The 23,317-nt window shown below is 50.3% G+C and carries 20 protein-coding genes; 19 read left to right on the plus strand and 1 reads right to left on the minus strand.

Going from position 1 to position 23,317, the window contains the following annotated elements; genetic code table 11:
• Positions 1-4: 4 nt before the first annotated feature.
• From purM to AC6B99_RS01755, 14 genes are all read left to right on the plus strand, one after another.
• Positions 5-1,048 carry a phosphoribosylformylglycinamidine cyclo-ligase gene (gene purM / locus AC6B99_RS01690; protein WP_056030604.1) on the plus strand — a complete coding sequence of 348 codons (1,044 nt, stop codon included), beginning with the start codon at positions 5-7 and terminating at the stop codon, positions 1,046-1,048.
• Positions 1,048-1,674, plus strand: coding sequence for a phosphoribosylglycinamide formyltransferase (purN, locus tag AC6B99_RS01695; RefSeq protein ID WP_496662591.1), 627 nt, complete (start codon positions 1,048-1,050; stop codon positions 1,672-1,674). Before purM ends, purN begins: the two co-directional genes overlap by 1 nt.
• A 69-nt stretch (positions 1,675-1,743) precedes the next feature.
• Positions 1,744-3,294: a bifunctional phosphoribosylaminoimidazolecarboxamide formyltransferase/IMP cyclohydrolase gene (gene purH, locus AC6B99_RS01700; RefSeq protein ID WP_056030598.1), complete on the plus strand. Its 1,551-nt coding sequence runs from the start codon at positions 1,744-1,746 to the stop codon at positions 3,292-3,294.
• Positions 3,295-3,309: 15 nt separating this feature from the next.
• The gene (gene purD, locus AC6B99_RS01705; RefSeq protein ID WP_494880028.1) at positions 3,310-4,575 is read left to right on the plus strand and encodes a phosphoribosylamine--glycine ligase; all 1,266 of its coding nucleotides are present in this window, start codon (positions 3,310-3,312) and stop codon (positions 4,573-4,575) included.
• An 832-nt stretch (positions 4,576-5,407) separates the two neighbouring features.
• Entirely contained in the window at positions 5,408-6,514 is a 1,107-nt protein-coding gene (locus AC6B99_RS01710) for a polysaccharide deacetylase family protein (protein ID WP_496662592.1), read from the plus strand.
• 44 nt (positions 6,515-6,558) lie between these two features.
• Positions 6,559-7,974 carry an FG-GAP repeat domain-containing protein gene (locus tag AC6B99_RS01715; RefSeq protein ID WP_496662593.1) on the plus strand — a complete coding sequence of 472 codons (1,416 nt, stop codon included), beginning with the start codon at positions 6,559-6,561 and terminating at the stop codon, positions 7,972-7,974.
• A 20-nt stretch (positions 7,975-7,994) separates the two neighbouring features.
• Positions 7,995-8,744: a response regulator gene (locus tag AC6B99_RS01720; protein ID WP_494859701.1), complete on the plus strand. Its 750-nt coding sequence runs from the start codon at positions 7,995-7,997 to the stop codon at positions 8,742-8,744.
• The gene (locus tag AC6B99_RS01725) at positions 8,741-10,150 is read left to right on the plus strand and encodes a sensor histidine kinase (RefSeq protein ID WP_496662594.1); all 1,410 of its coding nucleotides are present in this window, start codon (positions 8,741-8,743) and stop codon (positions 10,148-10,150) included. The genes AC6B99_RS01720 and AC6B99_RS01725 overlap by 4 nt, the downstream gene beginning before the upstream one ends.
• A 316-nt stretch (positions 10,151-10,466) precedes the next feature.
• Positions 10,467-11,048 (plus strand): thioredoxin family protein, encoded by a 582-nt coding sequence (locus AC6B99_RS01730; RefSeq protein WP_056030576.1) that lies wholly within the window; start codon positions 10,467-10,469, stop codon positions 11,046-11,048.
• Between the two features lie 117 nt (positions 11,049-11,165).
• A complete protein-coding gene (locus AC6B99_RS01735; protein ID WP_056030572.1) occupies positions 11,166-11,987 on the plus strand; it encodes an alpha/beta hydrolase in 822 nt (273 codons plus the stop codon).
• Positions 11,988-12,339: 352 nt separating this feature from the next.
• A complete protein-coding gene (locus tag AC6B99_RS01740; RefSeq protein WP_496662595.1) occupies positions 12,340-13,398 on the plus strand; it encodes a DUF3048 domain-containing protein in 1,059 nt (352 codons plus the stop codon).
• A gap of 291 nt (positions 13,399-13,689) precedes the next feature.
• Positions 13,690-14,301 carry a DUF47 domain-containing protein gene (locus AC6B99_RS01745; protein ID WP_056032854.1) on the plus strand — a complete coding sequence of 204 codons (612 nt, stop codon included), beginning with the start codon at positions 13,690-13,692 and terminating at the stop codon, positions 14,299-14,301.
• Positions 14,302-14,325: 24 nt separating this feature from the next.
• Positions 14,326-15,321 (plus strand): inorganic phosphate transporter, encoded by a 996-nt coding sequence (locus tag AC6B99_RS01750; protein WP_056030567.1) that lies wholly within the window; start codon positions 14,326-14,328, stop codon positions 15,319-15,321.
• Positions 15,322-15,393: 72 nt separating this feature from the next.
• Positions 15,394-15,564 carry a hypothetical protein gene (locus tag AC6B99_RS01755; protein WP_496662596.1) on the plus strand — a complete coding sequence of 57 codons (171 nt, stop codon included), beginning with the start codon at positions 15,394-15,396 and terminating at the stop codon, positions 15,562-15,564.
• A 31-nt stretch (positions 15,565-15,595) separates the two neighbouring features.
• On the opposite strand, the gene AC6B99_RS01760 is transcribed toward AC6B99_RS01755, so the two are convergent.
• Positions 15,596-16,165 (minus strand): tyrosine protein kinase, encoded by a 570-nt coding sequence (locus AC6B99_RS01760; protein WP_496662597.1) that lies wholly within the window; start codon positions 16,163-16,165, stop codon positions 15,596-15,598.
• A 341-nt stretch (positions 16,166-16,506) separates the two neighbouring features.
• Between AC6B99_RS01760 and AC6B99_RS01765 the strand changes: the two genes are divergently transcribed.
• From AC6B99_RS01765 to AC6B99_RS01785, 5 genes are all read left to right on the plus strand, one after another.
• Entirely contained in the window at positions 16,507-16,797 is a 291-nt protein-coding gene (locus AC6B99_RS01765) for a YerC/YecD family TrpR-related protein (RefSeq protein WP_046231556.1), read from the plus strand.
• 12 nt (positions 16,798-16,809) lie between these two features.
• Positions 16,810-17,595: a sirohydrochlorin chelatase gene (locus AC6B99_RS01770; RefSeq protein WP_496662598.1), complete on the plus strand. Its 786-nt coding sequence runs from the start codon at positions 16,810-16,812 to the stop codon at positions 17,593-17,595.
• Positions 17,596-17,759: 164 nt separating this feature from the next.
• Positions 17,760-18,677: a diacylglycerol kinase gene (locus AC6B99_RS01775; RefSeq protein WP_099517062.1), complete on the plus strand. Its 918-nt coding sequence runs from the start codon at positions 17,760-17,762 to the stop codon at positions 18,675-18,677.
• A 185-nt stretch (positions 18,678-18,862) separates the two neighbouring features.
• Entirely contained in the window at positions 18,863-20,392 is a 1,530-nt protein-coding gene (gene rlmD, locus AC6B99_RS01780) for a 23S rRNA (uracil(1939)-C(5))-methyltransferase RlmD (RefSeq protein ID WP_496662599.1), read from the plus strand.
• A gap of 1,074 nt (positions 20,393-21,466) precedes the next feature.
• Positions 21,467-23,317 (plus strand): site-specific DNA-methyltransferase, encoded by a 1,851-nt coding sequence (locus AC6B99_RS01785; protein ID WP_496662600.1) that lies wholly within the window; start codon positions 21,467-21,469, stop codon positions 23,315-23,317.

Raw genomic sequence — 23,317 nt, forward strand, 5'->3', positions numbered from 1 at the left:
CGATGTGGCAGAAGCGTATAAAAAAGCTGGCGTCGATATAGCGGCTGGCAACGAAGCGGTCGAAAGAATGAAGAAGCATGTCAAGAAGACGTTCCGTCCTGAGGTGCTGACGGATCTTGGCGGCTTTGGCGGCCTGTTCGGCCTAAACAAGGATAAATATGAGGAGCCGGTGCTCGTATCGGGAACAGATGGTGTTGGCACAAAGCTGAAGCTGGCTTTTGCAATGGACAAGCATGATACGATCGGTATCGATGCGGTTGCCATGTGCGTCAACGACATCATTGTACAAGGCGCTGAGCCCTTGTTCTTCCTCGATTACCTCGCTTGCGGCAAAGTTGTGCCGGAGAAAATCGAAGCGGTAGTCAAAGGCATTGCAGACGGCTGCGTACAGGCAGGCTGCGCGCTGATTGGCGGCGAGACGGCGGAAATGCCAGGCATGTACCAAGGCGACGAATACGATATCGCGGGCTTTACGGTCGGCGTTGTCGATAAGAAAAAAATCATCGACGGCACGACCATTGCGCCCGGAGACGCAGTCATTGGCCTTGCGTCAAGCGGCATTCACAGCAATGGCTATTCGCTCGTTCGCAGATTGCTGCTGGAAGAAAGCGGTTATGCGCTTGATCAGGAGCTGGCAGAGCTTGATGGCGCGAAGCTTGGCGATGTATTGATCGAGCCAACGCGCATTTATGTGAAATCGGCGCTTAAGCTGATTGAGCAAGTGAAGGTGAAAGGCATGGCGCATATTACAGGCGGCGGCTTCATCGAGAACATTCCGCGTGTATTGCCGGAAGGCGTAAACGTAAATGTGGAATACGGCTCTTGGCCGATCCACAACATTTTTGGCTTAATGCAGGAAAAAGGTTCGATTACGAATCGTGACATGTTCACGACGTTTAATATGGGAATTGGCCTCGTAGTTGTTGTACCGGCTGATGAAGCGGAAGAAGCGCTTCGCGTAGCAAATGAGCTTGGCGAGAAAGCTTACCGCATTGGAACAGTAACGGAAGGCAGCCGCATCGTCACGTTTACAGGAGCGACGGTGTAATGGCAGCAAAGCGTATAGCCGTATTTGCATCTGGTCAAGGCACAAATTTTCAAGCCTTGGCCGATGCGGCATGGCAGGGGGAGCTCGATGCAACTATCGAGCTTCTTGTTTGTGATAAGCCGTCTGCGCCGGTTATCGAGCGGGCGCGCAAGGCTGGCGTAGAAACGTTCGTTTTTAAGCCGAAGGACTATCCGTCCCGCGAAGCGCATGACAGCGTGATTTTGGCGGAGCTTGTGCGCAGTGGCATTGAGCTTATTGTACTGGCAGGCTATATGCGCATCATTACGCCAGTGCTGGTGGAGCCTTTCTATGGGCGGATGATCAATATCCATCCTTCACTGCTGCCAGCGTTTCCCGGCATTAATGCGATTCGCCAGGCGCTTGATTACGGCGTGAAGCTGACGGGCGTCACCGTGCATTATGTGGACGGCGGCCTCGACAGCGGCCCGATTATTGCCCAGCAGGCAGTCGGCATTGCGGACGGCGAGTCGGAGGATGAGCTTGCGGTACGCATTCATGCGGCCGAGCAGCAGCTGCTCCCGCAGGTTGTGCGGCAAATTGCTGGCGGACGGGTTCATTTGGACGGACGTTTGGTGCGGATCGATGTGAACAAGCAAGCTGAGTGATTGGGCATTCATAGTGATAAAAGTGGTTAGAGCGTAACCGGGTTAAGACAAAAAGGAGGGCTTTGTGGAATGGCTATTCGTAGAGCATTAATCAGCGTATCTGATAAGACGGGTATTGTGGAGTTTTCGCGTGAGCTGGCAAGCCAAGGCGTAGAAATTATTTCGACAGGCGGAACGTTCAGCTTGCTGGAAAAAGAGGGCATTCCGGTCATCGGCATTTCCGATGTAACGGGCTTCCCGGAAATTTTGGATGGACGCGTCAAAACGCTGCATCCTGCTGTTCATAGCGGCCTGCTCGCTGTTCGCGACGATGCAGAGCACCAAAAGGTGATGGAGGAGCTAGGTCTCAGCTACATCGACCTCGTTGTCGTGAATCTGTACCCGTTCAAGCAGACGATTGCGAAGCCCGATGTGGAATATGCGGATGCGATTGAAAACATCGATATCGGCGGTCCAACGATGCTGCGTTCTGCTGCGAAAAACCATGCATTCGTTACCGTTGTCGTAGACGCTGCGGATTATGCGGCTGTGCTGGAAGAAGTCAAAGCAGGCGGCGACACGACGCTTGAAACGCGCAAGCGCTTGACGGCGAAAGTATTCCGCCATACGGCTGCTTACGATACGCTGATTGCTGAATATTTGTCCAAGCAGACAGGCGAAGAGCTTCCAGAAAGCTATACCGTTACTTACGAAAAAGTACAGGATCTCCGCTACGGCGAGAACCCGCACCAGAAGGCTGCTTTCTACAGCAAGCCGCTCGCTTCGGCAGGCAACATTACGACAGCTGAGCAATTGCACGGCAAAGAGCTGTCCTACAATAACATTAATGATGCAAACGCTGCGCTTGCGATTGTAAAGGAATTTGATGAGCCGGCTGTAGTTGCCGTTAAGCATATGAATCCTTGCGGCGTAGGTACTGGCGCTGACATTCATGAAGCATATCAAAAAGCGTATGCGGCTGATCCGACTTCCATCTTTGGCGGCATCGTTGCGGCGAACCGCGTGATCGGCGCAGACACAGCTGAGCTGCTGGGCCAAATTTTCCTTGAAATTATTATTGCCCCGGACTTTACGCCGGAAGCGCTTGATATTTTGACAAAAAAGAAAAACATTCGCCTCATGAAGCTCGGCGAGCTTTCCGTTGCTGCAGCTGACCGCAAGCCTGAGCTGCTCGTGACGACGGTTGACGGCGGCATGCTCGTACAGGAAAGCGATGTTCGCAGCCTGACGGAAGCAGACCTGCAATTCGTAACCGACCGCAAGCCGACTGAGGAAGAGCTCAAGCAATTGCTGTTCGGCTGGAAAGTCGTGAAGCATGTGAAATCGAATGCGATTTTGCTGGCGAAAAATAATATGACGATTGGCGTAGGCGCAGGCCAAATGAACCGCGTAGGCGCTGCTCGCATCGCAATCGAGCAGGCTGGTGCGCAGTCCGCTGGCGCTGTACTGGCATCGGATGCCTTTTTCCCAATGGGCGATACGGTTGAGCTCGCAGCTAAAGCTGGCATTACGGCGATTATCCAAACGGGCGGCTCTATTAAAGATGCCGAATCGATTGCCGCAGCAAATGCCAACAACATTGCCATGGTACTGACTGGCGTTCGTCATTTCAAGCATTAAGGGGGAGCTGACAAGATGCGAATTTTAGTAGTAGGCGGCGGCGGCCGCGAGCATGCGATCGTATGGGCGCTGAAAAAAAGCGAGAAGGTCCGGCACATTTATTGTGCGCCGGGCAATGCAGGCATCGCGCAGCTGGCAGAATGCGTGCCGCTGGCTGTCAATCAATTTGACGAGCTGGTGGAGTTTGCGAAAGATGCGGCTATCGATCTCGTATTCATCGGTCCGGATGATCCGCTAGCTGACGGCATCGTCGATGCGTTCGAAGCGCATCAAATTCCGGTATATGGACCGAATAAAGCGGCAGCGGAAATTGAAGGCAGCAAAATTTTCATGAAAAATTTGCTCAAGAAATATAATATTCCGACGGCTAAATATGAGACGTTTACCGAATATGAGGCGGCTTCTGCTTATTTGCAGGCACAGCAGACGCCAATCGTCATTAAGGCGGACGGACTTGCGGCAGGCAAGGGCGTAACGGTGGCCTTTACGATGGAAGAAGCACAGCAGGCGCTGAAAGAAGCGATGCTGGATAAAGTGTTTGGCGATGCGGGCAACCAAATCGTGATCGAGGAGTTTTTGGAAGGACAGGAAATGTCCATCCTTGCTTTCGTAGATGGCGAGACGGTGCGGGCGATGGTGCCGGCACAGGATCACAAGCCGATTTTCGACGGCGATAAAGGCCCGAATACGGGCGGTATGGGCACATATACGCCGCTGCCGCATATTGATCAGGCGATTATCGACGAGTCGATTGCGAACATTATTATTCCAACGGCGAAAGCGATGGTCAGCGAAGGCCGCCCGTTCCGCGGCGTATTGTTCGCCGGTCTGATGATTACGAAGGATGGCCCGAAAACGATCGAGTTTAATGCACGCATGGGCGATCCGGAAACACAGGTTGTGCTTCCGCGTCTGGAAACCGATCTTGTCGACATCGTTTTGGCCTCGCTGAACGGCAGGCTGGAGCAGTTGGATATTACTTGGAGCGATGAGGCAGCGGTCTGCGTCATTATGGCTTCCGAGGGTTATCCGGCTTCGTATCCGAAAGGCCGCGTTATTGAAGGGCTGGCGAAAGCCGAAGCGCAAGGCGCGCTTGTGTTCCATGCTGGAACAGCTGAGAAGGACGGCCAGTTCGTAACGAGTGGCGGACGCGTGCTAGGCGTTGTCGGACGCGGCCGTGACATCGCAGAAGCGCGTGCTCGTGCTTATGATGCGGTGGGCGTTATTCATTTCGAAGGCATGCAGAGCCGTTCGGATATTGCGGCGAAAGCGCTGGTTTAATGTTCATTCTCAAACGTAGTCATTCCTATATGAAATAAATTTATTAAGCTTGAAGCCGCCTATGTGCGGCTTTTTTTATTCAATCATAGTTTTACTAGGATGTGTATGCAAACCGAAGTCGGCTTTCAGCTCTTTGTTTAGCGTTTATTCCAGGGCAATTTTCTCTGCCGAATTAAAGGCTTATAGAACCCCATTATGCGAATGTTGCTGAGTCCGCTGTGGGTAAAAGCACTGTTGCAGAGACTGCTGTGGCTGAGGCCATCAGCTCGGAAGCTCACTGCTTTTTTTGAAGGACTGAGGTTCCACTATTCTGGCTTTCCATCCGATTTGAGGCCACACGCGGACAGGAGCGCCGTTATTCCCCTCATTATCTCGTCAAAAAGGCTTTTGAAAACGCATTAGCGGCTTCTGAGTCCGCAGCCGATGCCATAACCCTTGATTTGGTTGAAATAGCGGCTGCTGTGTCCGCCAAGTCTAACTTTGTTCAAGGGGCCAGCCCCTGAAACCAAGAGTATGACGGTGGCTATAATCAGGAACTGAATCGCTTACTTTTGCATTCACACCCTAGTAACACGAGAGCCGAAGTCGTTTCATTTTTTACTTGTATAGTGCTATTTGCTACGATAGCAACGGGGATATCCAATACTAGCTTATTTGATAATCTTATTTTCACAGCCCTCTCCTATCCATATTCTAGCAGTTCATTATAGCATGCAATGGGGAGGTTTTTTTGCTGTCAAATGCGGGCGAAAGGTGTAACTAATTTGTAACGCACTGCGTCTATGAATGCGATAAGATAAATCTATCAGCAGGGAATAGAAGGGTGAATCGGATGAAGTATAACACACGAACTAGAGTAAGCAGCATGAAGACGCGAAAGAGAACAAAACGAAAACTAGCAATTGCAAGCTTTCTGCTTGTAGCACTAGCCTTATGGCTTGGCGGCTGCGGGACTAAGGCTTCATCGAGCCTGGAGGTTCTTGTGCCTGGCAAAGAGGGCAGCGCCAACATCCAGCAGGGTACTTCATCCGAGGATACCATCCATATTAACCATCCGACGTTGTCGGAAGGGACAAGCAGCGGTACGGACACGGCAAGCCATCCGGCGAGCACCGATGATTCCCATTCCCCTCAGAAAGGAACGGACGGCGCATCCGGTGCTTCGAATGGTTCCGGTACATCGGGTACATCCAGTGGCACTGGCGGAAAAACGCAAGGTGAAGGTTCCAAACCGGGAAAGAGCGTAACGTCCAGTACATATACAACTAAGCCTTCAAGCTCGGCTACACCAACGAGCAAGCCGGCTCCCACGCCAACGCCTTCGGCGTCTCCGCAAGGAGAGAAGGAAACGGGCAAGCCGGATAAGGAGCAGAAGCTTGTCGCCTTAACCTTTGATGATGGGCCAGATAACCGTTATACACCAGCGATTTTGGATATCCTGAAAAAGAAGGGCATTAAAGCAACTTTCTTCGTAGTCGGCGTTCAAGTGAAGAAGGACCCCGAGGTGCTTCAGCGCATAGTGGACGAAGGCCATACGATTGGCAATCATACAACCCATCATAAAGATTTGACGAAGCTGACCAAGAATCAAATATGGGACGAAATCACCACGACGGATAAGCTGATCAAAGATGTAGTCGGCTTTACTCCAAATCTGGTGCGCGCCCCGTATGGAGCTGTGAATAGCACCGTTAAGCAGCTAATGAAGGACAAAGGAAGAGAATTGGTAAGCTGGAATGTAGATACCCGTGACTGGGCGGGAACGTCTGTCGCTGTGATGAAGAAGAACATTAGCGAGCATACGAAACCGGGTGGTATAATACTGATGCATTCTTTTGGAGGCAAAGGGATTAAAAACACGGTAGACATGCTGCCAGACGTCATTGATAGCTTGCAGAAGAAAGGCTATACATTTGTTACGATTGACGATATGCCTTGATTCCGGTCTGCTTTCGGGCCGTAAGTTTAAGGGGGCTTAAGCAATTGTTTATATTCAAAAAAAGCGGGGCGCTGCTTGCAGCCGCCTTGCTTTGTTTATTAACCGGCTGCCGTTATACGGCGGCTCCTGCGGATTTGCTTGAAAAGCCTACTATCGCCTCGGATAAGCAGGCGCTCGTTCAGGCTGTGCAGAAGGCTTTGCCGCCTCATGCCCAGCTTGCGCTTCCGATGCGGGATGACAATCTTGGCGCCGTGCGCCTGCTCGATGTAGATGGCGATGGCATAGACGAGGCGCTCGTTTCTTTTAACAATGAATACAGCTCTCCTGAGCTAATGCTGCTCCGCTATCGGGGCAACACCTGGAAGCCCTATTATACGATTCAGCAGCCTTTATCGATGCGCATGGACTGGATGAAAGTAAGCGATTATGACAAAGATGGCAAGCTCGATTTGGCCGTCGGCTGGATCGGTTCCTATGATGGCTCCAATATGGTCGAGCTGTATTCGCTTAGCCAAACGCCAGTGCGCAATGAGGAAGGCAAGCTTGTGCTTGAGCCGGAGGATTCCTTGCCTTATTTGTACGCGGAAGCAGGCGATCTGAACGGAGATGGAAAGCTGGAGCTGGCGGTCGTCACGGGGGATTGGGCGAATCAGGAAGTGCAGCTGCCGAACTATAAGCTGACGGTATATGAATGGACAAAGGGCAAGCTTCATGCGCTCCAGCAGCTCGATCTTAGCAATGATGTCATTAATTATGACCGGCTGTTGATTGGCAAAATTTCTGAGCGGCATACGGGCATCGTATTGGAAGCTGCGGTAGGCGCCCATTCGATGTATACATTTATGTATGTGTGGGAAAAAGGCAAGCTGCGGCCAGTTGCGTTATCCGGGCAGGGCGAATATGGAAATGCGCTCGTGTCGGGAACGCCGACGCAAAATGAAGATATTAACGGTGATGGCATTATTGAGCTGTCCCGGCCCAAAGAGCCTGCAGGCTATCCGGATCTCCCTTATGCCGGGATGCTGTGGGTGAACGAGTGGCTGCAATGGGATGGAGATAAGGGCTTCAAGTCGATCAAGGAAGAGTTTACGAGTAACAGCTACCAAATCAGCTTTACGATTCCGAATCAGTGGAAGGGCCGCTATACGCTGAGAAGCCCGGAAGTCCACCGGGAATATGGCCTCGTCACCTTTGAATATTGGAATGAAAAAACCGGCTACAAGTCCGAGCTTGGCACATTATATGCGGTTCCATTAACGAAGTGGGGCAGCGTTCAGGAAGAGTGGAAAGAGACAGACCGCTCTTACAATGTCGTGTTCAATTATGCGGGCTTGGTGTACATTTTTGCACAGCAGCTTGCTCCTCCAGGAACGATGGATATCAGTGATCGCCAGCTGTTTTATGCAATGCAGCTGAATAAGGATCAACTGCCTGAATTGCTGGTACCGAGGCCGGACTAATGGAAAAAGTGGGTGGACCTATGCGTATTTTGCTGCTGGAAGATGAAGAAGCGATTCGCGGCTTTGTCCGCATTAATCTAAAACGCAATGAGATGGAAGTGACGGAAGCAGGCGACGGTGAAACGGCGCTCGCTTTGGCTGATTCGGAGGGACCATTTGATATTGCGCTGCTTGATGTGATGCTGCCGACTATTAGCGGCTTCGAAGTATGCGAGCAGCTGCGCAGCAAATTCCCCAGCATGGGCATTATTATGCTGACCGCGAAGTCGCAGGAAGAGGATAAAATTCACGGGCTGGAGCTTGGCGCCGACGATTATGTGCAGAAGCCATTCAGCCCAGGCGAGCTGATTGCCCGCATCAAGTCGCTCTACCGCAGAATGCAGCCGAGTGCTGCACTGCTTCAGGCGGTGGTTAGCCAAGAGCTGGCGGCTGCTGCTCCCGTGCAGGAGGTAATGGATGATGAGCTGACCATTGGGCCATTCCGCCTGTCGGTATCTGCGCGCAAGCTATGGAAAAACGATGAGGAAATTATTTTGACCCCGACCGAATGGACGCTGGTGCGGCTATTAATGGAGCGGGAAGGCAAAAGCGTCAGCCGCGATGATATTTTGAGCGAGGTTTGGGGCCGTTATTATGTGGGCGACCTTAAGGTCGTTGACGTAAACATTAGGCGGGTGCGCCAAAAAATTGAAGACAATTCCTCTGAGCCTGCATTCATCGAAACGGTATGGGGCTTCGGCTACCGCTGGAGAAGGGGCAGCAGCGGATGAACAGTCTCAAGACGAGAATCGTGTGGAGCTATTTGCTGCTGATTGCGCTCGTTGTCGTCGTGCTCGGCGGACTTTTTGCTACACTGATTACCAACTATTATTATGGCAGCGCACAAAGCTCGGTTAAGCAGCGGGCTGTATCCGCCCTTGCCACGCATAACCGGACGATGGCTTCGCTGAAAATGCATGATCAAGCCGATTACATGCTGCAATATATGGTGGAGGGCGATACCCGGCTTCAGCTGCTTGATGTGTATGGCAACGTACGCATGGACTCCGACGGGCTGGTGGAAGATATTCATTACAGCACGCTGGACGTGCAGGCAGCGATGAACGGGAATACGGATATTTGGCAGGGCAATGATCCTTATTACAAGGAACGGGTCACGTCGATTACGATACCGGTCTGGAACGATACGCATGTTGTATCCCTGCTGCGTTATTCGGCCTCCATCAGCGCTGTGGACGATATGGTAAGCCAGCTGCTGCGCATGACGGCATTCGTGGGGCTGGCAGTTATTTTGCTGTTTCTGGGCTTAAGCCTGTGGCTGGCGCAGCGTATTGTACGGCCTATTCGCGAGCTGACACGTGCGGCAAGATATATGGCCGATGGTGACTGGACGAGGCGTGCGACAAAGCGAAGCAATGATGAAATTGGACAGCTGGCGGAAACGTTCAATTCGATGGTCGTGGAGCTGAATCACCGCGAGAAGCTCAAAAATGATTTTATCTCCTCCATTTCCCACGAGCTGCGAACGCCGCTTACGTCGATTAGAGGCTGGAGCGAGACGCTGAAGGAAGGCGATCCGGCCGACAATGAGGAAATGAAGCTGGGGCTGCAAATAATTAGCCATGAAACGCTGCGCTTGTCGGGGCTTGTGGAGGATTTGCTCGATTTCTCCAAGCTGTCGGCAGGAAGCATGGAGCTTCATGCCGAGCTGCTGGATCTCAACAGCCCAGTGAAGGAGACGGCGGCCCAGCTTGGTGTCCGGCAGGATCAGACGAGCGTGAAGCTGCTCGTCACGCTAGGCAAATCGCCAGTGATGGTGTATGCGGATGCGAATCGCTTGAAGCAGGTTATCATTAATTTGATTGACAATGCGTTCAAATTCACGCCAGCAGGAGGCACCATTCGCGTGTCGATCTCCATTACTCCTGACGAGAACTTTGCGCTGCTGACAGTTGCCGATACCGGCTGCGGCATCGAAGCCGAGGACATTCCTCATGTGACGGAGAAGTTTTATAAGGCGAATACGGGGCAGGGCGGAAGCGGGCTTGGGCTCGCGATCTGCAAGGAAATTACCGAGCTGCATGCTGGCGAGATGAAAATAGACAGCGAGCGTGGTGCTGGAACGGTAATCACGATCAAGCTGCCGATCAGCCATCAGGACAAACCAGCAACATAACCAGAATTTATCAGCCGCCCGGAAGGGCGGCTAATTTTTGTTAAACAGCAGATTGCGGTTGAACAATACCCAGACGATAGCAACGACGACACCAAACGTTAGCATAACGGAAAGCCAGTGTTCAGTTAGCCATACGATCCATGCAGGCATATAAGCTCCACTCCTTTTTTTTTGGCGGCCTCGAAAGCTGCCTAATTGAATAATAACTTGCTGCTTTTCATTAATATGTCCGAAGCACAGTTAGACCATCAGAAAAAGCTTTGCCTAATTGTGGTACAATATAGGGGATGGTCATTTCATACTGGGAGGGATTTATATGTCTTTCACTGTTCAGATTGGTCAGCAAGCACCAGATTTTACGCTTCCGGCGACGGATGGCAAAAGCTATTCGCTGCAGAATTTTGCCGATGCGGACACGCTGGTCGTATTTTTCACCTGTAATCATTGTCCTTATGTCGTTGGATCGGACGAGCTCACGCGCAAGACGGCCATCAAGTTCAAGGAGAAGGGCGTTGCTTTCGTCGGCATTAATGCGAACAGCATTGCTACGAAGCCGCATGATTCCTTCGAGCATATGGTGGAGCGAATGAAAGAGCTGGAGTTTCCTTGGACGTATTTGCGCGATGATACGCAAGAGGTAGCCAAAGCTTATGGGGCGCTGCGTACGCCGCATTTTTATGTTTTTGATAAAGAGCGCAAGCTGGTTTATACGGGCCGGGGAGTTGACCAGCCTAAGGATTCGAGCAAAGTGACGGTTTATGATTTGGAGCGTGCGCTTACCGAGCATACGCTGGGCAAGGAGGTGTCGGTGCCGTACACCAATCCGATTGGCTGCAACGTCAAATGGGATGGACAGGATGAGCACTGGATGCCGGTTGAAGCTTGCGATCTAGTATAAAATAACGGATTGACAGCAGCATCTGCGGGTGCTATTATGACTTTAACAAATTCAAAGTATTCGGGTAGGAATTAACATAATTAAGACGCTGTATGGAAACGGCAGGAGGTTTTGGACATGGAGAAGCATCTGGTATTGCGCCATGAAGGATTGGAGCTGGCAGCTACGCTGCATTATCCGACGGATGAGAAGAAGAACGACGACTGCAAACGGCAGGCGATCATTATTTGCCATGGCTTTGTTGGAAGCCGCATCGGTGTGGACCGCTTGTTTGTCAAAGCAGCCCGCGCCCTTGCAGCCCAAGGCTCGTATGTGCTGCGCTTCGATTATGGCGGCTGCGGCGAGAGCAATGGCGATTACGGCTCGCTTGGCTTCGACAGCATGGTCGATCAGACGCGCACAGCGCTTGACTACATCACGAGCATGGAATGCGTCGACCCGCGCCGGATTGTATTGCTTGGACATAGCCTAGGCGGAGCCGTCTCCATTATGACAGCCGTCAAGGATAGACGGGTCAAGCGCCTCCTTCTATGGTCGCCAGTTGCTTATCCCTTCAATGATATTGTCCGAATTGTCGGCAGAAAGGGCTATGATGAAGCGGTTGAATCCGGCTTTGTTGATTATTCCGGCTTTACGCTGAAGCCCGTCTTCTTCGACTCTCTGCTTGAGCATCAGCCGTTCCAGGCAGCAACGCGCTTCTCCGGCGATGTCCTGCTCGTCCATGGCACGAGCGATGAACTCATTCCCGTCGATTACAGCTTCCTCTATCAGAAGGTGTTCTGGACCCGCAGCGAGGGGCTATGCGACAAGGAAATTATTTTTCAGGCGTCGCATACGTACTCCAACCGCCAGCATCAGGAGGAAGCGATTCGCATCAGCTCGGAATGGCTGGAGGGGCTGGATAAGAAGCAGCAGGAATGGCATCACTGGAGCATTTAAATTGGAAAAAAAGGTAGTGCCGCTTACAGCGGCATCCGGCTTTATGGCAGGACCTGTCACGTGGGACTAACGCGTGAGCAGGTCCTGTTTTTGCTTAATTTGTTACTCCTTCTATCATCCTGTGGTATAGTAGAAAGGTAGAAAAGGCAGCTAAGCTGCTTTTGCGAGCTTTTTGCTGCGTAAATTGTCATGTTATCTATCACGCTAGAGGATAGATTTGAAATTATAAAAATATAAGCATTTATAAGTTTCAACTTATAAATGCTTATATTTCTCGGATTGAAACGCGCCGCGCCCCAATTGGCAACAGCCGTTTCACCTTGGATCATTCGGATAAAGGCGGGTATCATTTATGAAATTGGGAAAAAGAATCGGTTTATCGTCCAGCATTCTGCTGCTGCTTGTACTGCTTGCAGCTTGTGCGGGAGGCAGTAAAGGGGAAGCGGTTCCATCCACTTCGCCAGAGCCAAGCGCTTTGCCAAGCCCTAGCGTCTCACCGGGGGCACTGCCGTATCAAGCGCCATTAACGGGAGTTGGTCGGCAGACAGAAGCATTGGAGCGGCCAATTGCTGTCATGATCAACAACTTGAAGCCGGCTCGCCCGCAATCGGGATTGTCGAATGCCGATGTGGTGTGGGAGGTGCTGGCGGAAGGCGGCATTACGAGGCTCGTTGCGCTGTTCCAAAGCACGGATGCGGTAACCGATTCAATAGGTCCGATTCGCAGCATCCGCCCTTATTTGATTAATATTGGCGAAAGCTACGGCGCTGTTCTTGCCCATGCAGGCGGCAGCAATGACGCTTATGCGATTTTGCAGCAGCAGAAGAAGCCGTATTTGGATGAAATTTCGAACGCGGGCGCTTATTTCTGGCGCAGCAAGGAGCGCAAGGCGCCGCATAATCTATATTCGGATTTAGAGAAGCTGCGTTCCGGCGCGGAGAAGAAAAATTACAAGCAGGATACAGCAGTGCCTGCCTACGTGTTTGCAGAGAACGGCGCAGCGGAGGCAACGACTCCTGCGACGGCGGTAACGATCCATTTTACGCTGAAGGATTATAAGGTTTCTTACGCCTACGATGAGGCGAGCAAGCTATATAAACGTTCCATCAACGATGAAGCGCATATTGACCTTAACAATAATGAGCAGCTTGCGGCTTCGAATCTGGTCGTACTGGCAGCAAGCCACAAGACGCTGGATAATGAAGGCAGGCTCGCGGTTGATTTGCAATCGGGCGGCGATGCGATGCTGTTCCAGCAGGGGCGCATGACGGAGGCATCGTGGGTACGGGCGCCGGACAATATGATCCGGATCGTGAAGGATGGCAAGGAGCTTGCTCTTGTGCCGGGCAAAACCTTTTTCCACATTGTCCCAAATACAAAATCGATTGCTGATCATGTGATGTATGGGTAAAAAAAGCACGGTTCGGAAACACTTTTAGCAGGTGAAGAGTGCTTCTGTGCCCGTGGCAATATAAGCTTAGGCGCTGTCTCTTTACGAGGCGGCGCCTTTGTTTTGGAAGCGGAGGAAATGAACGTTATGACTGCATAGAGTGAAAAAAAGAAATTTTTTTTCATGAACGTTAATATTCCGTTAACAATTTTAAAGTAAACTGTGTTAAGATATTCTGGGCTTATCCACCAAAGGTCACCAATGGTCGACAAAATGCTCAAACAAAACATCCAGCCGGTAAAGGGGATTACGATGTTCAAGAAAAAAGATATTTTCTTTAAAACGTTTGAAGAAATGGCCGATGCGCTCGTTGTCGCTGTTGAGTATTTCTCAAACGGATTGTCGGATTTGTCCGATGTCTCTGCTTTCGCCAAGACGATGAAGGAATACGAAAGCCAGTGCGACAAGTATGTGCACACGATTTTGAAGGAATTGAACAAAACGTTCATCACTCCGATTGAACGAGAAGATATTATGGCGCTGACGACCTCGCTTGACGATGTGCTTGATGGAATCGAGGCTTGCGCTTCGCGTTTCGAAATGTACAACATCAAGGAGAAGGATGAGTACATCCAGCTGTTTGGCGACATTTTGCTGCGCTGCGCGCATCAGATCAAGAAAGCTATTTATTTGCTGACGCAGAAGAAGCTGCTGGCTATTCGTGAGCCGAACATTGCGCTGAACGAGCTGGAAAATCAAGCCGATGATCTGCTTCGCGTATGTATTACAAGCTTGTTCGCGAACGTAAGCGATCCGATTGAGCTGATGAAACGCAAGGAAATTTATGAAATGCTGGAGCAAACGACCGACTATTGCGAGGATGTTGCCAATACGCTGGAATCGATTATTATGCGCAATAGCTAACGCGGAAAGTGGGAGTCAACTCTAATGGATTCATATATTTTATGGACGGTTGTCATTCTGGCACTCGGTTTTGATTTTATTAACGGCTTCCATGATACCGCAAATGCGATTGCGACGTCGGTATCGACCCGTGCGCTCAAGCCTCGTGTAGCGATTTTGATGGCTGCGGTGATGAACTTCCTCGGTGCAATTATGTTTACCGGGGTAGCCAAAACGATCGGAAGCGGCGTTGCGAATCCGGCTGATTTGCCGAATGGTGTCGAAGTCGTTATCGCTGCGCTCATATCGGCTATTATCTGGAACCTGGTTACGTGGTGGTTCGGTATTCCGTCCTCCTCATCCCATGCGCTCATCGGCTCGCTGGCTGGTGCGGTTATTGCAGGTTCAGGCATTGGCACGATTAATGCTTCTGGTTTTACAGATATTGTTAAAGCTCTCATTTTATCGCCGCTGATTGCTTTCTCGGCTGGTTTCATCATTATGTGGCTGCTCAAGCGGATTTTCGCCAAATCGAGCCCGCATCAGGTGAACAAGGGGTTCCGTTTCAGCCAAATCGTAACGGCAGCCTTCCAATCGTTCTCGCATGGTACGAATGATGCGCAGAAGGCGATGGGAATTATCACGTTCGCGCTCGTTGCGGCGGGTGTTCAAGATAGTTTGGACGTTCCGCTGTGGGTTAAGCTGTCCGCTGCTCTGGCGATGGCGCTTGGCACGTCCGTCGGCGGCTACAAAATCATTAAAACGATGGGGACGAAGATTTTCAAAATCGAACCTATCAATGGTTTTGCTGCCGATGTAGGCTCGGCTGTCGTTATTTTGACGGCTACGGTGCTGCATTTGCCAGTAAGTACAACACATGTTATTACGTCCTCGATTCTCGGTGTAGGCAGCGCGAAGCGTTTCTCCAGCGTGAAATGGTCGATGGCGGGCCGTATTTTGGTCGCGTGGGTCATTACGATTCCGATCACTGTCCTGATGGCAATGGCCGTTTACTGGGCAATGGATTTGTTGTTCATTTAAGCTTGCATAGCGTTTAGAAGCCCGGTCCGTTAATGGATGCGGGCTTTTTTGTTGGGCGGGGAGGGCTGGACGGTGAAAAATAAAGCTTCTGCCAGCAGCGCTTGCTGCTGGCAGGAGGGGCGCGCCATGCTGGGCTGTTCGCTTCGCATGGCGACAGAGGAGAGACGCCGCCCAACGCTGCTCGCGCTGGCGGCGGGAAGTAACGCTCTCCGGCTTCTGCGCTTTGTTGCGGACTCAGGCTGAGTTCGCTGCGCTACTCTCTGCTGCCGAGGGCTTAGCGCCGGCGTTTTCTTCTGCGTCTACGGGCGGCGGGACTTGAGCCTGAGCCGCTGCCGGACTTGCGGCGCTTGCGCTTAGGGACGAACTCTTCCACATCATCGGTGGCGTCGTCCTCTGCCCCTTTTTTCCCAAAGGAGCCCATAATCACCTTCACGAGCGGAGCCATCTGGGATACGCTGCTCATCACCTTCTGAACCTTCGTCACCGTGGTCAAAATGCCGTCAATGCCGCCTATGCGGTCGACAAAGCCTTTGATCTCTCCCAAATTAGCGAGCGAGAATCCGCCGCCTTTGGCAGGGGCTACGGTTTCAGCAAGCTCGGCTGCTGTAGCTGGAACGACGGTTTGGGACTCTGGCTGTACAGCTTGAACCGATTGAAGCGGAGGCTGAAACTCTGGGATCGCATTTTCATTCAGTAGGCCGGATACGCTGGCGTTATGGTTAACGGCGGGGCTGAGCTGGCTCTGCCCCTGGCGGCTGCTGCGATGCTGGAAATGCTGCGGCTGCTGAGCATGCGGGTAGCGGGGATATTGGGGATAGCCGCCGGGATTATTGCGATAATTCACGCTGATCACCCTTTTAAATTTTATAGTCGAATCGCCGTGCCTCATGGTGGAATGCTCTGCCTGTGGAAGACGAGGCGCGTTGTGCAGAGTGGTCATGTTGAAGCGCGGGCTCCCTCGCCAGAGCGGCGGTGAAGCGGTGTACACTTGGTATTAGTCTATGGCATAGGCAAACGTAAGGATTGGACGAATGTCACGGGTATTGAAGAAAAATAACGGCAGATGCCCCACGTTAGCTCTTCTGTTCTGTAAAGCGTGAATACGGTAATGCTTGAAAAAAACGGGTAAAAAAGCTACAATGTGAGCATTGGAAGTCCGGTTTAAAGACTAGAGGAGTGAAGAATATGCAGCTCAAAAAGCTGAACGATAAAGCGGTAGATCAATTGTTTGAGGCCATCTTAACTTTAAAGTCCGTTGAGGAATGTTATGTGTTTTTTGATGATTTGTGCACGGTCAATGAAATTCAGTCGCTGTCGCAGCGTCTGGAAGTAGCTCGCATGCTCGGCAAGGGCAGCACGTACAATCAGATTGAAGCGGAGACAGGGGCGAGCACGGCTACGATCTCGCGGGTGAAGCGCTGTTTGAATTATGGCAACGACGGGTATAAAATGGCTTTAGAACGTTTAGGACGGTAGGTGCACATAGCCATGCAAAAACCCGGCATTCTCGTTATAAGCCACGGCTCGCGCGATGCGCAGTGGGTGCAGCTTGTAGATGAAGCAGTAGAACGGGCAACAGAGACGATGCAGCGGGCCGAGGTGCCCGTGTATTCGTCTTTTCTTGAAATTATAGAAGGTCGGCTTATTCAGGACGGCATTGATGCGCTGGAGGCACAGGGCGTAACCGAGCTGTATGTGCTGCCGCTGTTCATTTCATCAGGAAGTACGCATATCGATGAGATTGGGCAGGCTTTTGGCTTTGCGCCGATATCGGATTTTGAGGGCGATCTGGGTACTTTTCGGGTGAACGCGCATGTTCATATGGGCATCCCGATTAATGATGATCGAGAAATCGCCGAGCTGCTGCTGCAAAATATGAAGCCGCTCAGCTCAGAGCCGAGCCGTGAAGCGCTGCTATTAATTGGCCACGGCAGCAAGGAGCCGGTGTTTCATGAGCGCTGGCAGCAGGGATTGAATGCGCTAGCTGGCCGTATACGCGAGCTAGGCGGTTTCGCGCGCGCGGAAACGGCTATGCTGCTGCCTGATCAGGCCGCTGAGCGCCTGCAAGGAATGCTTGTGGCGAGACCGGAGGAAGCGGTTATCGTCGTGCCGTTATTTTTGAGCAACGGCTATTTCACGAATGAGGTCATACCGGAGCGGTTGTCGGGACTTGACTATCGCTATAACGGCAGGCCGATGTTGCCTGACCCGGCGATTGAGCGCTGGCTGGTGCGGAATATGGCGGATTGGCTGGCGGGGCTGGAAGCCGTATAATAGGGGAAAGTGGAAGGAACGCACGGGACGATAGGGACGAAGGATGAAAGGCACGAAAGACGAGAGGCACGAAGGGTAAGAAAGGCAAGAATTACGCATGCGCGAAGGCGATAGGTAGGCCTGCCGACACATGGGAAAATGGAAAAGGGCTGGAGGTCACGCTGATGTCAGCATATAAAAGAGCAAGATTGATCTATAATCCTTCTTCCGGCAGGGAAGAAATGAAGCGCAGGCTTCCAGATATTTTGCAGCGGCTGGAGCGCGGCGGCATTGAGACGAGCTGCCACGCCACGATAGGCGAAGGCGATGCGACGCTTGCTGCGGCCGAAGCCGCGGAGCGCGGCTATGATCTAATTATAGCGGCGGGCGGCGACGGTACGCTGTATGAGGTTATTAATGGGCTGGCGGAAAAGCCGAATTTGCCGCCGCTGGGCATTTTGCCGCTGGGGACGACGAATGATTTTGCTCGTGCGCTTGGCATTCCGAAGCATTGGGAATATGCGGTCGATCTAATTATTCAGCAGTATACGCGTCCGATTGATGTCGGCAAGGCGAATGAGCGTTATTTTATTAATATTGCTGGTGGCGGTTCGATGACGGAGCTGACGTATGATGTGCCGAGCAAGCTCAAGACGATGATTGGGCAGCTGGCGTATTATATGAAGGGCATGGAGAAAATGACGCGCCTCAGCCCGACGGAGCTGAAAATCCAGGCCGCAGGCGTTGGCGATTTTCATGAGGAATTTATGCTTTTTCTCATCTGCAACAGCAACTCGGTTGGCGGGTTTGAGAAGCTGGCTCCAGACTCGAAGCTCGACGATGGATTGTTTGACGTTATTTTGCTGCGAAAATGCAATTTGCCGGAGTTTATCCGCCTCGTGTCGCTCGCGCTGCGCGGGGAGCATATGAATGATCCGCATATTATCCATTTCCGCACGAATGAGATGAAGGTCACGACGCCAGACTACGTGCAGATTAATCTCGACGGCGAGTACGGCGGCAAGCTGCCGTTTACGTTCTCGGTGCTGCCCTCGCATTTGCGAATTTTTGCCGATGAGATGGGCGAGTCGACCTATCGGTAGTATAATGGATTTATGTGAGCGGAAGAGTGAAGCAAGTTTAGTGCTGGTTGCGTTGAACTGGATAGGATAGATCAGGGATTCGTGTATGATGGCGAGTTATTTTGTGAAAAAGAATAAGAGCAGAAAGTTGGCCGCTAAGCGGCCTGCTTGCGTTAATGGCGATATAGAGCGGAGCGGGTAGAGCAATGAACAGAAGGAATAAAAGAAGTAGCGGCGGACGTGGGCGCAGCAATTCCCAGTCGAAGCCGCCGGAAAATGTGCCGGTAAGCAAAAATGAAGAGGTCGTCCTCGATATTATCGGACTGACGCATGACGGGGAAGGGGTAGGCCGCGCTGAAGGCTATACCCTTTTTGTGCAGGGCGCACTCCCTGGTGAGCGCGTGCGCGCGAAGGTCATGAAGACGAAGAAGCAGTATGGCTATGCGCGCTTGCAGGAGCTGCTGGTCGCGAGCGACGACCGCGTCGAGCCGCCATGCGATATTTACAAGCAATGCGGCGGCTGCCAGCTTCAGCATATGGAGTATGACGCCCAGCTGAACTGGAAACGCCAGCATGTGGTGGACAATCTGGTGCGGATCGGCAAGCTGAGCGTGGCTGGGGAAGCGGAGAAGGCACAGGCAGGCGGATCAGCGGAAAATAAAGCGGCGGAAGCAGCCGTTATTGTGCATCCGACCATTGGGATGGACGAGCCTTGGCGCTATCGGAATAAGGCGCAGGTACCGATTGGCATGACGACAGGCGGTCATGCTAATGACGGTGATGGTGCGGAGAGTAAGCTGATTGCTGGTTTTTATGCGCGTGGCAGCCATAGGATCATCGATATGGATGATTGCCTGATTCAGCATGACCGCAATGATGAAATCGTGCGGGCAGTGAAGGCGATTGGCCGCGAGCTAGGCGTAACTGGCTATGATGAGGAGAGCGGACGCGGCGTGCTGCGTCATGTGATGGCGCGTACGGGCTTTGTAACGGGCGAAATGATGGTCGTGCTCGTGACGAACGGCCGCAAGCTGCCGCAGGCAGAGCGCTGGGTGGAGCGCATCCGTGAGGAGCTGCCAGGTGTGACGAGCATCGTTCAAAATGTGAATGAGCGGAACACGAATGTAATTTTTGGCGATGAGACGAAGGTGCTGTGGGGCAGCGATGTTATCTATGATGAGCTGGACGGTATTCGCTTCGCGATATCGGCGAGATCGTTTTATCAGGTGAATCCGCTGCAGACGGTGGCCTTGTACCGCAAAGCGGTGGAGTATGCGGCGCTGACCGGGACGGAGTCGGTCATTGACGCTTATTGCGGGATTGGGACGATATCGCTGTTTCTGGCGCGGCAGGCGGGGCGCGTGTACGGCGTAGAGATCGTGCCGGAGGCGATTGAGGATGCGAAGCGTAATGCGGAGCTGAATGGGATCGGGAATGCGACGTTCGAGGCAGGGCCTGCCGAGGTCGTCATTCCGCGCTGGCGCGAGGAGGGCGGAATTGTGCCCGACGTCATCGTTGTCGATCCGCCGCGCAAAGGCTGCGATCCTGAGCTGCTGGAGACGATTCTGGCGATGCAGCCGGAGAGAGTTGTATATGTGAGCTGTAATCCTTCGACTTTGGCGAGGGATTTACGGGTGTTGGAGGATGGCGGGTATCGGACGGTTGAGGTGCAGCCGGTGGATATGTTTCCGTGGACTACGCATGTGGAGTGCTGTGTGTTGTTGGTTAGGAAGTAATGGGAGGAATATTTATAAGCCACATTTACCTGCTTATAGAAGCCCGAATGCCCGAACTTTTCTGAGTTCGGGCTGTTGTTTATGCAGCACACCGTAGCACATCCCGAAATGGCGCAAGGTGTTTAATCAGGATTCAGTCTATCAAAAGAAAAGCTACTGGAGTAAGGAAACTCTATTGGTAAAGCAGTACATGGAAACGACTTGATAGAGTGAGTTTTATAATATCAAAAAGTCTCTTGATAATAAAATTCACCCATCTGTTTGGATGCACGAGAACATTCAATTTTATGAGAGTGTTGTTGAAAAATATATGGGCGATATAGGAAAAACGTTTAGTATGATTTCTGAAGATGATTTATCACTGCTAAATGATGAAGTTGATAGAGAATATAAAAGTGATTTTTGGGAGCTATTTGAAAATTTAAGGTGTATGCCAAAATCTCTGCTCCTCAATTTAAGGAATTTATATACACATCAAAAATTTACATCCGTAAACTATTAATGCATCAGAAACTTGATCGTGGTGGCAGTCAAGCGTGTGGAATCGCTAGACGTGAGGGCGATTCGTTTTCGTCGTTCTCTCCTTTCGATTCAGACGCTCTCGACCGATAAATTCTATTGTGTGACGGACTATATGCAAGCGTTGGACGGGTATGGGGAGGAGAGCCCCCTTGTTCAGCTTGCGTATGCTCCATTCCAGCCACTGGAGACACAGAGGTGGCCATCTACTCTTCTAGAAGACACTTGGTTTTGAGAAATCTTTTTTAAGAGAGGTCCTTAAAAGGGGATATTTGTATGTCGATGCTCGATTTACAGGAGACTTTTAATGAAGTAAAAGTGCTGTTATAAAGCAGTAACAGATAACAATTATTCTTCGGAAAATGATATTATAGAATTAGTGTCTAAAGAGGAGTTCCTACAGTACAGAAATATACGGAGTTAAGGTTTGTTACGTTGGTATAACGAGACCGATAAGACCGCGTAAATTGCTAGTGCTTGCTGTTTCTTATGAAGATGACAGAAAAACCCTGGGAAGGTAAATTTAGTGAGATCAAGAACGGAGTGAATCGCAGCATGAACGAAAGAATAGAAACGACATCATTAGATATTGTATCAGAACGTAAAAACCAATTAAAGCAACTGTTCCCCGAAGTTTTTCGTGAAGGAAGGATTGACTTTGAACATTTCAAGGAAGCTCTTGGCGAACTCGTTGATACTCGCAAAGAACGTTATGGAATAACATGGACTGGTAAAAGTGAGGCTATCCAAAATATGCAGATTCCCAGTGTTGGAACCTTGCTTCCTCTCCCGGAAGAGTCTATTAATTTTGACACTACTGGTAACGCAATTATTGAAGGGGATAACCTAGAAGTTTTGAAATTGCTACAAAAAAGCTACTATGGCAAGATCAAAATGATTTATATTGATCCTCCGTATAATACTGGAAATGAATTTATATATCCCGATAATTTTCGCGAAGGTCTTGAGGAATATTTGCGATTCTCAGGTCAAACCGATGAAAATGGCATAAAATTGGGCACAAACACTGAAACGAATGGGCGATACCATTCGAATTGGTTGAGTATGATGTACCCGCGGCTCTTTTTGGCTCGAAATTTGCTTAACGAAGATGGCGTGATATGTATTTCTATTGACGATCACGAAATTAAAAATTTGAAGGCCTTACTTGATGAAATCTTTGGTGAAGAGAATCATGTAATTACTACCGTATGGCATAGACGACAAAATGCTGATAATAGAAATCTTACAAATGCATCGACTGATCATGAGTACATTGTAGTCTATCAAAAAACTCAAAATGGAATACTAAGAGGGAGAGACATTGATTCTTCGAAATATAAAAATCCTGATAATGATCCAAGAGGGTCTTGGGCTAGTATAGACTTATCAGGATTAGCTACTAAGGAACAACGTCCTAATCTACATTATGACATTGTTGACCCGTCAACGGGTATAACTTATCCTCCTAATCCCACGAGAGGATGGTCTAAATCTAGAGAAACTATAGATAATATGATTAAAAATAATGAAATTTTATTTCCAAAGAATCCTACCGGAAGACCAAGACAAAAAAAGTTTTTAAAAGATCTACAGAGTAATACAACAGGGTTTTCTTCTATATTAAAGAATGTTGGGTTCACAACTGATGGAACAAGAGAAGTGACTGAGTTATTTGATGAAAGAATTTTTGCCTATCCTAAACCTAAAGAATTAATAAAAACGTTCATAGATCAGTGTATGGGTTCAAATGATATAATTCTTGATTTTTTTGCTGGTTCAGGAACAACAGCCCATGCCGTATTTGATGCGAATGCTCAGGATGACGGGAATAGAAAATTTATTCTCGTACAGCTTCCAGAACCTACTGATAGACAGGACTATTCTACAATTGCTGATATCACCAAAGAGCGTGTACGCCGCGTGATTGCTAAACTAAATAAGCAAGAAGAAAACGAATTAGATTTGTCAGAAAACATAGGCAAAGATCGCGGTTTTAAAGCCTTTAAACTGTCCTCAAGCAATTTTAAAATCTGGGAAGGTTCAACTGAAAAGATTACGAACGCTGAAATGTTAGCTGAGCAACTTGCCTGGTTCGCTGAAAACATTCGCTCTGATCGCACCAAGTTAGACATGCTTTATGAAATTATGCTTAAATCGGGTGTTCAGCTTGCAGAAGCTATTCATCCAGTTAATATACAAGATGGAATAATTTATTCTATTTTGACAGGGGAACTTTTCATTTGTCTCGCTGATGTGGTAACAATTGAACTCGTCCGCGGAATTATTGAATTGAAACCGAGATCAGTAATATGTCTCGACTCTGCTTTTCATGGAAATGATCCCCTGAAAACAAATACGGTGCTCGAGATGAAATCTAACGGCATCGAATTTAGGACGATATAG

The organism is Paenibacillus liaoningensis, from assembly GCF_059609455.1.